Source organism: Echinicola jeungdonensis (assembly GCF_030409905.1).
GTDB lineage: Bacteria > Bacteroidota > Bacteroidia > Cytophagales > Cyclobacteriaceae > Echinicola > Echinicola jeungdonensis.
Window position 1 is genome coordinate 328,299 of record NZ_JAUFQT010000001.1, and the last position, 13,630, is coordinate 341,928.

The following is a 13,630-nucleotide window of genomic DNA, read 5'->3' on the forward strand; positions in this document are numbered from 1 at the left end:
TCTAAAAAAACAGATTGATAATTCAAGAAAACTACCCCTTCTGATATTTGTGTCACATTAAAACAAGATACAAATGACTTTACAAGAACAAGTAAAAAAAATTCGGGATGGTGTAAGGGAAAGCATGCCCAAAGCGACAATGCAAGTGTTTACCGAAAGTATTTCAAGAATTAAAGCTGATAAACTAAAAGAAACAGCTTTACAAGTAGGAGACAAAATTCAAGATTATCCTCTTACAGATATTGAAGGTAATAAGGTTGAATTAAGCAAATTTATTCATTCTGACTATTTAATACTTAATTTTTACCGTGGAGGTTGGTGTCCATATTGTAACTTGGAATTAAGAGAATATGAAAGGTTACAAAATAATTTCAAAGAACAAGGAATAAATATTATAGCTATAAGTCCTGAAACACCAGAATCCGCCTACCAAACCATAGACAAGAACACATTATCGTATCCTGTATTGACAGATACAGATGCTCAATTCATGAAAAAGATTGGAATAGTGTTCCAACTTGACATAGATTCGAAAAGAGAGTTTGTGAATTTTGGTATAGACTTTACAAATATTAATGGTAATGAAAATTTTGAGCTTCCTGTTCCAGCTGTTTATGTAATTAATAGAGACATGGAAGTCGTTTTTGTTCATTTTGAAGAAGACTACATGACACGCCTTGAGCCTACAGAATTATTAGAAAAATTGAAAAATAAAAAAATGATAGCACAATCTAAAAAAACATTAAAACAAGCAATTGAAAATGTAATTCAGGCGGGCACAACTTTTGAAATAGAACAACTAGAACAAGTTTATCATGAAAACCTTAAAGTCATAATGGTGGATCAAAATGGATTGAATGGAATATTGGACAAACAAAGTGTTAAAAATATGTTTCAAGCTAAAAGAGACAATGGAGATAGTCCATTAAATGATTGGGCTGAATTTAACCATATTCAGGCAAATGGTGATTTAGGTCATGTAATTGTAACACGTAAGGTTAATTTAACCGGAGTTGAGCAAAGGTTTGTTTTTAATATTGATTTAGTAAGGAATGGTGAGGGTTGGCTTGTAACCAGAGAGGTTGTTGTTGCTCAATCAGAAGGATAGTCATTAATAAAATAGCTTATTTCAGATTATCTCAACTGTAACCTAAAAAGCAGAAACAATCGAGTAGACGGCCGTGAGCTATGAACTCACAGCCTTTCCCGCCATAGCGGGAGTGCACCTAACCTACGGAGAACGCAATCTCACATTTTTCTACTGCAGGCATGACCATCCCGGTCAAACAGGATTCCCATACCTGCCTTGTCGGAAGACCGCTACGGCGGTTCACCAAATCAGGTATTCACTTTTTGATAGTAGTCCAGCATACTTTGATCACCTCTTTTCCTTAGGCGGGATTCAGTTATCGTGGTAAGGAAGATGGGGCTTTGGTAAGGGGTATTTATTTCTAATTGGTATTCACGAATGCGTTGCATTTGAGCTGCGCCACAGCCTCCCATCCGGATTCGAATCCACACACATAGGCAGTCCCCTTTTCATTCCCAGGAGAAGAAGCTTCTTATCGAAAAAAGACAGGCATTCCATTAAATTATTTAATTAATCCTGAAAGAACCATCATTACCAAAAACATAAAAGCAGTAGAATTGGTGGAAAAGTTGAATACCTAACTGAAATAACAACGTCTTTTGTCCTTTTTCAAAATACGTTCTTTAAAAACCGTTTAAACCACTTAATTTCAACCAATTAACACTTGTATTTCTCCCTGATTTATTATAACTTATTCAAGCAATTTTGGCTCAGAAAAACATTACCCTGAAAAAATTTATGGAATCAACTTTAGCCCCCTAAACCCAAATCATTATGAAAACACGTATTACCTTTCTCGCAATTTTCATATTGCTATTCTTATTTGCTATGCCATCCTTTGCTCAGGATTGGAAAAAATTAAATCCTGATGGCGCGGAAATCCTGGTGGATACCACCCTAGTAAGGTCTGTGAAAATAACCATCGCTCCAGGAGAAACCGTGGGCCCGATTACCCACCCAGCCCATTTTGCTTATGCATTAAGTGATGGACAACTCAAGGTTTATTATGAAGGGAAAGAACCCCAAACTATGGAATTAAAAAAAGGCTTTTCCCTCTTTTCAAATCCAGCTCCTCCCCACAAAACTGAAAACATAGGTAATGAACCCTTTACCTTTATAATAGTTGAGTTAAAAGAACATCCCTATAAAGAGATGTCATCGGCATCTCATTATTAAATATTGTATATAGGAAACCATTAAACATCTCCCGGATTAATATTTATTGTACTAAATCAACACCTGAAGTTTTTCTTGGGCCCAATCATTTCACTAACTTATCGATGGGCATAGGCAACTGCCTATGCCTATTTATTGGTTCGAGAAACCAAAAAGTGATGCCCCAAACCACTGAAAACTCAAGGATGATCAAAGCTACTGCTGAGACCATTTATAATGCTTTCACAGAGCCCAAAGCGCTGGAAACCTGGCTTGCTCCAGGGAAAATGAAAGGGAAGGTGCATGATTTTGATTTTAAGGTAGGTGGTGGATATAAAATATCTCTTTTTTATCCCTCATCCGAAAAAGAAAGTAAGGGAAAAACAAAGGATAATGAAGACCGGTTTGAGGTAAAGTTTATAGAAATTATTCCCAACTTGAAAATTGTCCAAGCGGTAAATTTTGATTCATCTGACCCTGATTATTTAGGTGAAATGACAATGGAGGTCACCTTCACTCCCATCAATGGTAGCACCAAGGTCACTTTCTTATTCAAGAATATTCCCCATGGAATAAAACCAGAAGACAATGAAGCTGGTACCCTTTCTTCCCTGGAAAAGTTAGCCAAGTATGTAGAATAGCATTGCCATGAATAAAAAGGGTGAAAAATGGTCTGTGGAAGTCACCCAAAAAAGCCATGCCTTGGATTTGGAAGAGGGCGTTTTCACCTGGAAAGATCCGCGGAAAATTTCCCGATCACTAAAAAAATCGGCCATTGAAAGTCAGAACAGAAAAACTTCCCCATTCCAGTCTGCCATGTCCATGCTTAATTTTTATATCAACCGAGCTGGTAAAAATTTGGATCAAGATCAAAAGGAGGTGCTTGAAGAGGCTAAGAAAGAATTGAGAAAGCTATTTGACAAATAAGCGTATTGGTTATTAGTTAGCTGATTCCCTAATGACACATCGGTTCCCCATTTTTGAAATAATTGACATGGGTACCATTTGAAAAATTAAAATCTTCAAGATCGTTTTTGTCTGTAATTCGACTAAACAGTAAACATAAAAAACAGTTACCAACAAGCTGAACCCCCTTCTAAAAAACCTCATTTTTCACCTAACTTTTACTGATTTACAACCATTTACACAAAATAAAATCTTGAAAAACCTTAAATTGTAAAGGTTAAACCCCCAGCCAATTCTGTTAACCTTTAACTCTTACTCCCATGAAAATTGTTCAACTCATTTGGCTGCCCATGGCTTTTTGGATAGCTGCCTGTTCCCAATCTACTGACAACAAAGCAACTTCAGGTTCAGAAATATTGGAAACCAATAAACCTGAACCAGAGGAGGTGAAAATCGAAAATTTACTCAGAGATACCCTTGAAATTACCGAGGTGTAGAGGTGATCATTAGCTATGTGGAAATACCCAAAAACACCACCCTGCCCTACCATTACCATCCTGGGGAAGAATTTGCTTATTTACTCCATGGGTCAGGGGATTTGTACTTGAAGGGCAATGAGCAAAAAAACATTAAAGCAGGGCAAGCGGAAAAGGTCCCCCTGAAGGCCATCCACTCTTTTACCTCCGGAAATGAAGGAGCAAAAATGGTGGTTTTCCGGGTCCATCAACAAGGTCAACCTGACCGAATAATGGTTGGGGAAGATAAAGAGTAAATAACCCAAAACTTATTACAAAAATGAAAAACATTTTATTCAGTTTTGGACTGGGAAATTGATTGATTCTCCTTTTTTTGGTTTCAATAGTAACTCCTAATTTTACCCTTCACTTTTAAACCCATTCACCATGCCAACTGCTGAAGAAATCATTCAAAGTCTGGACCTGCAAGCTCATCCTGAAGGAGGATATTTTAAAGAGACCTACAGAAGTCAAGGAGAAATTGGAGAAAATTGCCTGGAGGGGTATTTTGAGGGTAAAAGAAACTATTCCACCTGCATTTATTTCCTTTTGACCTCTAAGGGTTTCTCTGCTTTTCACCGGATCAAACAGGATGAAATCTGGCATTTTTATGAAGGCTCCCCAATTCTGCTACATACCATTTCACCAGAAGGAAAGCATGAAAAATTCACAATTGGCCGGAATATCCCTAATGGAGAGTTTCCACAATTAGTGGTTCCGGCAGGGCATTGGTTTGCAGCAAAGGTGATTTCTGAAAACTCCTTTTCCCTAGTGGGCTGCACTGTTTCCCCTGGTTTTGATTTTAAGGATTTTGAACTGCCTAAAAGAGAAAAGCTGATTAAACTGTTTCCAAAACACAAGGAGCTGATAAGGGAATTCACCCATTCTTAGTTCATCTACCCAAGGTATATTTTGGACAATTTTGTCTTTAATTATTTTTCCCGTATCTTTGCAGGCGAATCATCCAAAAGCTATGTTCTCAAAAGCTTGTGAATACGCCATCAGGGCTGTTTTATATATTGCAAAGGAATCAAAAAGGGGCAATAGAACCTCTTTAAAAAATATTTCCCGGGAAGCCGGCTCTCCCGAAGCCTTTACTGCCAAAATCCTTCAACCCTTGGCAAAAAACAATATTATTAAATCAATAAAAGGTCCCAACGGAGGATTTGAAATACCAACCGAAAACCTAACCCAAATTAAACTTGCTGATATTGTTAGAATTATTGATGGAGATCAGTTATTTACAGGATGTGCACTTGGACTCTCCCAATGTAATGAGGAAAAGCCCTGTCCCTTACATGATAATTTCCTAAAAATCAGAACAGAAATCAGCGAATTACTGGAAACTACCAACCTGAATGATATTACAGAAGGTTTAAATTCAGGATTAACCTTTTTAAGGCGATAAAAAAATTTAATCCTATTAAGATAAAAAGATCCTTTAATCAACTTAATTGAATAATTATGGCTAGTGAGAAAACTATTGAAATTGTAAAATCTACCGCCCCGGTACTAAAGGAGCATGGGGAAACCATTACAAAAGTGTTTTATAAGAGGTTATTTGAAAATCACCCTGAGTTGAAAAACATTTTCAATATGACCCATCAGAAAAAAGGGACTCAGCCTAAAGTATTAGCATCCACCATATTGCAATATGCTACCTATATCGACCAACTGGATAAATTGGGGGATGCAGTGGGTACCATCGCTCAAAAGCATAGTTCTCTGGCCATCAAACCAGAAATGTATCCCATTGTCGGGAAAAATTTGTTGGCAGCAATTAAAGAAGTTTTAGGAGAGGCCGCCACCCCAGAAATTATAGATGCCTGGGCGGAAGCCTATGGGGATCTTTCCAAAATTTTCATAAATGTTGAGGACCAAATTTATCAGCAAAACGAAAGCAGTGAGGGTGGGTTTAGAGGCAAAAAGCCCTTTAAGGTTGCTCGAAAAATAATGGAAAGTAAAACCATCACTTCCATTTACTTAACCCCTGTAGACGGGAGTCCTATTCCCAATTATTTGCCTGGTCAATACATCGCCATTACATTGGACATAGCAGGTCATGCCCATAAACACACAAGAAATTATAGCTTATCAGATTACGGAAACACCAAGGCATTAAGAATAAGTGTCAAAAAAGAATTAGGTGACCCTGATGGAGTTGTTTCCAATTATCTCCATGAGAAGGTTCAGGAAGGAGATATATTAGAAATCGGAATGCCCTCTGGAGATTTCACCCTAAAAGAAAGTTCAAAACCTGTGGTCTTGATCGCAGGAGGAGTTGGTATTACTCCCTTGATAAGTATGTACAAATCCTTAAAAGGAAAAGGCAGAAAAACCAATCTGATCCAGTGCACGCCCAATTCAGCAACAAGGCCTTTTGGAAATGAAATCCAACTTCAGGATGATCCCAATTTATCTACTATTGTAGGTTTCAGTGATCCTTTAGCAAGTGATAAAAAAGGAGAAAATTATGATTTTGAGGGTCTTTTAACCGAGGAGATCCTTAAAAGCCAATTGCCTGAGGAACCGGCTGAGGTTTACTTTTGCGGCCCTACTCCTTTTATGAGGCTGGTTTTAAAATTATTGAATAACCTGGGTGTAAAAGAAGAAAATATCTTTTACGAATTCTTCGGCCCTGCTGAGGAATTATTGGAAGAAGAAGCAACAATGTAAATGCTACCCAAACAAGAAAAAGGTTCTCATTTCGAGGACCTTTTTTTAAAAAAAAAGCCAAAAACCTTCGTGCCTTTGCTAGATAATATCTAGCACACTTAGCACACCTCTTTGCGAACATTGCGGTTAAACCACTCTTTTCATCACCAAAAGTACCCGACTGATAGACAAAAGTCCCCAAATATTTTTTGGGCTCTAAAGGATTTTATAGTTTCGCGGCCAAAATAAAATGGGATGATCTGTAGCGCTGAAACCAAGGAAGTTAACCAAATAAGTACAACCAATATTTTACCCCAAACCTCTTTTTGGGCGAGGGTAAAAGATAAGCAGGGTTTTATCCCCACTGGCTTTCAATTAACCGTTTCCAGGGACATATTGAGGGAAGTTAGCCAGGTGGATCAAAATGGACAAGAAGATCTTTTGATATTGATCAAATACTTGAGTGCTGACCGTTGCTTTGCCTATGTCCCCTATGGCCCCAAATTGGAACCCAAATTTGAAAACCAGGGCATTTTTTTGGAATCACTTTCAGAAATATTGAAGCCCCACCTTCCTTCCAATTGTGTATTTATCCGATATGATCTTGCCTGGGAAAACCAATGGGCGGTTGAGGACGAATACTATGATGAAGATGGCCACTGGATGGGCCCTCCAGCTACCCAGACCCAGGAATTCCGGCTTAACTTCAGCACTAAAAACTGGAACTTAAAAAAGAGTCCAAACGATAGCTTACCCAAAAACACTTTCTTTCTTCCCTTGCCAAAGGAGGAAAAAGATTTACTTTACGCCATGCGCTACAATACCCGTTACAATATACGGCAAGCAATCAAAAAAGGTGTTGAAGTGAAAGAATACGGAGTTGAAATGTTGGATATATGGTATGAGTTGTTCAGCGAAACAGCTGCCCGGAACGATATGAGCATCTTGGGAAAGGATTATTTCCGCAACCTCTTGACACATCAGGATAATGAAAAGGACGGGGTCAGAGTCAGTTTATTGATGGCAGAATATAAGGGTGAGTTTTTGGCGGCTATGTTTCTGATACTTTCCCACAAAAGGGGCACCTATTTATTTGGAGCCTCTTCCTCTGACAAAAAACACCTAAGGGCAAGTTATGCCCTCCAATGGGAAGCTTTAAAAATGGCCAAAGACTATGGTTGCCAGGAATACGATATGTTTGGCTGCGCCCCTAACCTGGACCAATCCCATCCCCTGCACGGGGTACATTTGTACAAAAAAGGCTTTGGTGGACAATTGTTCCATCGAATGGGGTGTTGGGATTACCCTTTTATCCAAGAAGATTACGAGTTGTACAAGGCGAAGGAGATGAATGGCTAGTTGGTTTTTCTAAAATAATCTAATCTTAAACCTTGACTTTTCACACCGAAGGGTGACTGGTATATTGTATTGGGAGAATTTGGCATTAGGGAACCCGACATTCCTTCCATTCAATGAAACCCTGGATTAATAGTTTTATTGATTGGCATTATGGAGAATTGCCGAAAGTATTTAGCTGGTCTAAAGGATTGAAAACCATTTAAAAAACCTTCCACTGGAAATTCGACATTGCAAATGTCGAATAGGAAGAATCCCGAATAGCTCCGGAAAAAACTTCCTATGTGCCCTATATCCCTATATGGTCTTGATTTTAGACACAAAAAAAGCTATGAATAGAACCCATAGCTTTAGTCAATTAACAATAAACCCAAAATAACCTGCTGTAGGGGAAGGATTCGAACCTCCACGGGGCAGTTAGGCAAAACACGAGCTCGATATTTGCTTTTTCCTGGGCTCCCCACCTCTGAGACAGAGAGGCATGTCTGCCAGTTTCAACACCCTACAGTATGTAAAGCTATTAAAAGCGCTTTTCGCTTTGCTTTATATTACAAATGTAATACAGTGCTCCTTACTTTGCAAATATTACAACAAATAAAAGTAATTATTATATTATTTTTAACATTAACCCTATTACGAAATCAAATCAATAATACCCGTTTAAAAATACCAGACTGGATTTCATTTTTGACAATCCTATACCCCACTACTATTCAGGATGAAAAGCATTTTAATCTTGAAAGGTTGGTTCAGGTATTTGTTGCTGTCTTGAAATTGGCGCGTCAAGTTGCCAAATAATGAATGCAGCTGGGCATGACAAACATTTTAAGGACGGGGTTCAACCCGCTCAATAGAATTCATCCATAAACCAAAAATGCTTTAGGTATGATCGATATTATTTTTGGTATTTTCTATGGTATACCAGAAGCCCAGAGACTGAAAATAATATCCCCCATACCGATGGCATTTTGAGAGAAATGCAGGATTTTAAAATCATGATTTTTGAAGATTAACCTCCTAAGTCACCTGTAAGAGCTCAAACAAAAACATTTCCTTCAATATCATCTCACTCCGGAGTACTAAAACCTACTTTAGGGCATATGTTTCTATTTGGTCCAAAAATTAAGGCACAAAAAAAGCTATGAACAGAACCCATAGCTTTAGTCAATTAACAATAAACCCAAAATAACCTGCTGTAGGGGAAGGATTCGAACCTCCACGGGGCAGTTAGGCAAAACACGAGCTCGATATTTGCTTTGTCCTGGATTCCCCACCTCTGAGACAGAGAGGCATGTCTGCCAGTTTCAACACCCTACAGTATGTAAGCTTTTAAGCGCTTTCCGCTTCGCTTTATATTACAAATGTAATACAGGTTTACCTATGTTGCAAATTCAGCAATAAATTAATTAAATTTTTACATTATATACATTAACGAGCTGATATAATTAAACAAACCGTAATACCGAAAGCAAAATATGGCTTCCGTTTACATTTTTGACAATCAAAGAAACAATTGGATTTCAAATATGAAATAAAGGTAGTTGATTCATATCTTTTCCCTCCTTCATTTTTCTTTTCTCTTCAAACGTTTTTAGAAAATAGGATTTTCCTGATGGAAGAAAATCCCATAAGCCCCCTTACACTTCTACCAGCTGCCATTTGCCCCGCTTAAAAATCAGGCTACTTACCAGGGCGTGAACAGAATGGCTAATAGCTATGGCAATAAAGACTCCATTGGCCCCTAAATCCATAAAATGAGATAGTCCATAAGCTAATGGTAATTGGAGGAGCCAAAGTACACAGACATTGATAATGGTAGGAGTTTGGGTATCCCCTGCCCCATTCAAGGATTGGCTCATCACCATCCCATAGGCAAAAAAGACATACCCTAAACAAATAATCCTTAACCCATTACTACCTACAGAAACAACATCCTCTTCCTGGCTAAACCAACTGATCATTTCCTTTCCTCCGAGTAAAAACACCAAACTGCAAATCCCCAGAAAAATAGCGGTATAATGAGCCGCTTTCCAAGCAGCTTTTTCAGCCCGGAAGGGACGTTTAGCTCCCAAATTTTGGCCTACCAAGGTAGCTGAGGCATTTGAAAAGCCCATTGCAGGCAACAAGGCAAAGATGATCAAGCGGATGGCAATGGTAAAACCTGCCAAAGCTGCACTTCCTGATTCTGCCACAATCCGCATCAATACAATCCAGCTGGCTGATTCGATTAAAAATTGTCCCATTCCACCCAAGGAAAGACGAAAAATGGTTTTAATGGTAAACCACTTTATTCGGATCACCTCCCAATGGAACCGAATCATAGCCCTTCCTTTCATTAAAACAAAAAACTGATAAAACACCCCAATGCTCCTACTGATGGTAGTGGCCCAGGCAGCCCCTACCAAGCCCATTTCAGGAAAAAAGCCGATGCCAAAAATCAATAAGGGGTCCAAAATAATATTGATACCATTGGATAACCATAATGCCCTCATGGCGATAACAGCATTTCCTGCTCCCCGGAAAACCCCATTGATCAGGAAAAGCAACATCACACTGATATTTCCTGCAAAAATCACCCGGGTATATGGAAAACCACTTTCCACCAGGCCAGGCTCCCCTCCCAACAATGACAACAAATCCTTGGCATACCAAAAGCCCAAAAAACCCACAATCAGTGCCAATCCTGCCCCAATGCAAATGGCCTGAAAAGCAGCCTCGGAAGCAGCTTCTCGTTTCTTTTCCCCCATCCTTCTGGCCACTACGGCAGTAGCTGCCATACTGAGCCCAATGGCCACAGAATAAACTATGGTGAGCACCGATTCAGTAAGCCCAACGGTGGCAACAGCATCCACCCCCAATTTGCCCACAAAAAAGATATCCACTACGGCAAAAAGCGATTCCATCAGCATTTCCAGGATCATAGGAATGGAAAGGTATAAAATGGCTTTTTGGATACTTCCGGTTGTAAAATCCTCCTCCGTACCACTAATGGCTCTCCTAATATGTCTGATGATTTCTAATATTGTCATAAACCAGAAAATAAAAGGCCTTTTACCAGCAAATAAGGAATCCCAAGCAATTAACCGCGATCAATTCTTTTTGGGATGACAAGCCATTATATTAATCAGAGCCCTTTCCCATATACCGTTTTGGCTCCGTTTTATCAGGGCATGTTTCCAACAATTCTTTTGAAGTTTGGCCCAGTACGGGATGCAAAAAATTAGGCAAAACTTCCACCAATGGTTCCAAAACAAATTTTCTTTCCGTCATCAAAGGATGGGGAACCTTCAGCTTAGGTGTATCGATTACCCTTTGGCCAATATAAATGATATCAATATCCATGGTCCTGTCTCCCCATTTTTCCTTTCTTTCCCTCCCCAGTATATTTTCGACATTTTGTGCAGCCAAAAGAATTTCCATTGGATCTAGTGAGGATTCCACAACCAAGGCCCTATTGAGGTAATCATTATTAGATTCCTTCCCCCAGGCAGGAGTTTCATAAACTGAAGACCTCCCTGTGATTTTAAATGTCTTGGACAGCTGCTTTTCGGCTTCCAATATTAATTTTATCCGGTCATCCAGATTTCCTCCTATTAAAAATACTACCTGTTCCATTTACCTGTTAATTTACAAGTCAAAACTAACAGAAATTAGAAAAAAGAATTATTTTCGAAGCTGACAAAAGAGTGATTATTATGAGATTTTTGAGCAATGTATTGGCAGTAATAGTGGGATTACTGGTGTTTTCGGTAATTGGCTTTTTTTTATTGGCCAGCCTGATCACCTATACTACTATGGAGGAAAAAATCCAGGTGGAACAAAATTCCATTTTAAATTTGAACCTGGAAAATCGGCTTTTAGTGGAAAGGACATCCGAGCAGCCTTTGGATTTAGGTTCATTTGGCCCCATCCCTTCTGCCTTCAAAGCAGGATTGATCAACATTATAGGAGCTTTAGAGGCTGCTAAGAAAAATGATGAAATTAAAGGTATTTACCTTCAATCCGGAACCGTTATGGGCAATCCGGCCATTTTAACCGAATTGAGAGAGGCACTAGAAGATTTTAAAACTTCGGGAAAATTTATTGTTGCTTATTCTGAAATGTACTCTGAAGGCGGCTATTACCTATCATCCGTTGCTGATGAAGTTTACATGAACCCTATGGGGGGATTAGAATTCAACGGTTTATCTTCTGAAATGCTGTTTTTCAAGGGTTTATTCGAAAAACTGGAAATAGAGCCCATTATTTTCCGGGTAGGCGAATATAAAAGTGCCGTTGAGCCTTTTATCCTGGACCATATGAGTGATGCCAACCGCCACCAGACGGAAGCTTTTTTGAAGGACCTTAACAATTTTGCTGTTGAAGCAATAGCCAATAGCAGGGATATTCCTACTGCCAGACTTCAAGAAATCAACAATCAAATGTTGGTTCGAAAAAATCAGGATGCTGTCGAAATGAATTTGCTTGATGGCCTTTGGTACCAGGACCAGGTGACCGGTTTGCTAAAGGAAAAATTGGGGATTTCAGAAGATGAAAGCATCCCAACCATCAATGTCACTAACCTTAACAAAACTACCAAAACAAAAAACCTGACAGCCGGAGATCGTATTGCGGTTATTGTAGCTGAAGGGGAAATAGTCAGTGAGCCTATGGATGGCACCATCAGCTCCAAAGTTTTTGCGGAAGAAATCAAAAAGGCAAGAAAGGATGACGACATCAAAGCCATAGTCCTAAGAGTCAACTCCCCAGGCGGATCCGTTTTGGCATCCGAAGTAATCTGGAGGGAAGTAAAAGAAGCCCAAAAAGTCAAACCCGTCATTGCCTCCATGTCTGAATTGGCAGCCTCTGGAGGGTATTATATTTCCGTCCCAGCGGATACCATCGTTGCCCAACCCAACACCATTACCGGTTCAATCGGAATATTTGGGCTTTGGTTCAATGCTCAAGGGCTGCTCAACAACAAATTGGGCATTACTGTAGATGTGGCCAAAACTGGTGAATTATCCGACTTTATGAACCCAACCCGGGAATTGTCCGAATTGGAAAGAAATGTAATCCAAAACCAGATAGAAGATGGTTATGATACTTTTATTCAACGGGTGGCAGACGGCAGAAAAATGAGCCGGGAATCCGTTCTAGAGGTAGCTTCAGGCAGGGTTTGGAGTGGTATGCAGGCCAAGAAAAATGGTTTGGTAGATATCCTGGGAGGCTTGAATAAGGCCATTGAAATTGCAGCCCAAAAAGCTCAACTGGAAGATGATTACCGGGTTATTTATTATCCCAAACCAAAAAACATCTTTGAACAATTGATGAGTGAATTTTCAAATGGTATAGAAGCAAAATTAACCGAGTTCAAACTGGGAGAAACTTATCCTCTTTTCCAACAAATGGAACGGGTTAAAAAACTTCAAGGCCCCAAGGCTCGCATGCCATTTGATATGATGATCAAATAAAAACAGGGGCACAAAAAAATGTCCGGGTCATTTGGCCCGGACATTTTTTTGTACGTTAACTGGTCATCGTCCCCTGACAAGGGCACTTTATCTTTCAAGTTTTCAGATTTTAAATAAGCACAATAATAAAATTGGATAATCACCTTGTAAAGAAACTTATATTCTAAAAACTCAAGAGCAACTTACTACCTTAACTCATCCAAATCATAATCCTTTCCAATACCCCATTGTAGCAGTTCAGTCATCTCATAAATTTCCAGGGTATCCAGATCTTTAACTTTAAAGTTTTCTTTACCCAACCGGGCCAAAACTTCAAGGTTTCTGCTTTCTCCATAATTGGTAAGGTGATAAACCCTTCCCACCCTAAGATTATCCAATGCCAATGCCATAAGCTTTATTTTTTTATTTCATGGATCCAGAACCCAATACTCATTTAGAAACCCAAGTTTCCATCCCATTATTTCCTCCAGGGAGAGGCCAGGGAACCCATTTTCACTAAT

General features: G+C 39.1%; 14 protein-coding genes and 1 tRNA gene. 11 read left to right on the top strand and 4 right to left on the bottom strand.

Features of this window, described 5'->3' with window-relative positions:
- Window positions 1-73 precede the first annotated feature (73 nt).
- The 10 genes from QWY93_RS01350 (at window position 74) to QWY93_RS01395 (ending at window position 7,680) form a co-directional block, all read left to right on the top strand.
- Window positions 74-1,108 (top strand): peroxiredoxin-like family protein, encoded by a 1,035-nt coding sequence (locus QWY93_RS01350; protein WP_290246397.1) that lies wholly within the window; start codon window positions 74-76, stop codon window positions 1,106-1,108.
- A gap of 756 nt (window positions 1,109-1,864) precedes the next feature.
- A complete protein-coding gene (locus QWY93_RS01355) occupies window positions 1,865-2,266 on the top strand; it encodes a cupin domain-containing protein (protein WP_290246398.1) in 402 nt (133 codons plus the stop codon).
- Between the two features lie 158 nt (window positions 2,267-2,424).
- Window positions 2,425-2,886 (top strand): SRPBCC family protein, encoded by a 462-nt coding sequence (locus QWY93_RS01360; RefSeq protein ID WP_290246399.1) that lies wholly within the window; start codon window positions 2,425-2,427, stop codon window positions 2,884-2,886.
- A gap of 7 nt (window positions 2,887-2,893) precedes the next feature.
- Window positions 2,894-3,172 carry a DUF3175 domain-containing protein gene (locus QWY93_RS01365; protein WP_290246400.1) on the top strand — a complete coding sequence of 93 codons (279 nt, stop codon included), beginning with the start codon at window positions 2,894-2,896 and terminating at the stop codon, window positions 3,170-3,172.
- 299 nt (window positions 3,173-3,471) lie between these two features.
- Complete coding sequence (locus QWY93_RS01370) at window positions 3,472-3,648, top strand: hypothetical protein (protein WP_290246401.1); 177 nt, start codon at window positions 3,472-3,474, stop codon at window positions 3,646-3,648.
- 2 nt (window positions 3,649-3,650) lie between these two features.
- Complete coding sequence (locus QWY93_RS01375; protein WP_290246402.1) at window positions 3,651-3,923, top strand: cupin domain-containing protein; 273 nt, start codon at window positions 3,651-3,653, stop codon at window positions 3,921-3,923.
- A 130-nt stretch (window positions 3,924-4,053) separates the two neighbouring features.
- Window positions 4,054-4,557: a cupin domain-containing protein gene (locus QWY93_RS01380; protein ID WP_290246403.1), complete on the top strand. Its 504-nt coding sequence runs from the start codon at window positions 4,054-4,056 to the stop codon at window positions 4,555-4,557.
- An 82-nt stretch (window positions 4,558-4,639) separates the two neighbouring features.
- A complete protein-coding gene (locus QWY93_RS01385; RefSeq protein ID WP_290246404.1) occupies window positions 4,640-5,074 on the top strand; it encodes an RrF2 family transcriptional regulator in 435 nt (144 codons plus the stop codon).
- 56 nt (window positions 5,075-5,130) lie between these two features.
- On the top strand, window positions 5,131-6,342 hold the full coding sequence (gene hmpA / locus QWY93_RS01390; protein ID WP_290246405.1) for an NO-inducible flavohemoprotein: 1,212 nt from the start codon (window positions 5,131-5,133) through the stop codon (window positions 6,340-6,342).
- A gap of 234 nt (window positions 6,343-6,576) precedes the next feature.
- Window positions 6,577-7,680, top strand: coding sequence for a lipid II:glycine glycyltransferase FemX (locus tag QWY93_RS01395; RefSeq protein ID WP_290246406.1), 1,104 nt, complete (start codon window positions 6,577-6,579; stop codon window positions 7,678-7,680).
- A gap of 380 nt (window positions 7,681-8,060) precedes the next feature.
- Here QWY93_RS01395 and QWY93_RS01400 read toward each other — a convergent pair.
- The 3 genes from QWY93_RS01400 to folK all read right to left on the bottom strand — a co-directional run bounded on the left by QWY93_RS01400 (window position 8,061) and on the right by folK (window position 11,292).
- Window positions 8,061-8,184 (bottom strand) — tRNA-Asp (locus QWY93_RS01400).
- A gap of 1,130 nt (window positions 8,185-9,314) precedes the next feature.
- Window positions 9,315-10,706, bottom strand: coding sequence for an MATE family efflux transporter (locus QWY93_RS01405; protein ID WP_290246407.1), 1,392 nt, complete (start codon window positions 10,704-10,706; stop codon window positions 9,315-9,317).
- 91 nt (window positions 10,707-10,797) lie between these two features.
- Window positions 10,798-11,292, bottom strand: a complete 495-nt coding sequence (gene folK / locus QWY93_RS01410; RefSeq protein ID WP_290246408.1) for a 2-amino-4-hydroxy-6-hydroxymethyldihydropteridine diphosphokinase — start codon at window positions 11,290-11,292, stop codon at window positions 10,798-10,800.
- Between the two features lie 80 nt (window positions 11,293-11,372).
- Between folK and sppA the strand changes: the two genes are divergently transcribed.
- Complete coding sequence (gene sppA / locus QWY93_RS01415; RefSeq protein ID WP_290246409.1) at window positions 11,373-13,130, top strand: signal peptide peptidase SppA; 1,758 nt, start codon at window positions 11,373-11,375, stop codon at window positions 13,128-13,130.
- Between the two features lie 185 nt (window positions 13,131-13,315).
- Here the strand turns inward: sppA and QWY93_RS01420 are convergent, their stop codons facing one another.
- Window positions 13,316-13,519, bottom strand: coding sequence for a hypothetical protein (locus QWY93_RS01420; protein ID WP_290246410.1), 204 nt, complete (start codon window positions 13,517-13,519; stop codon window positions 13,316-13,318).
- Between the last annotated feature and the right edge of the window lie 111 nt (window positions 13,520-13,630).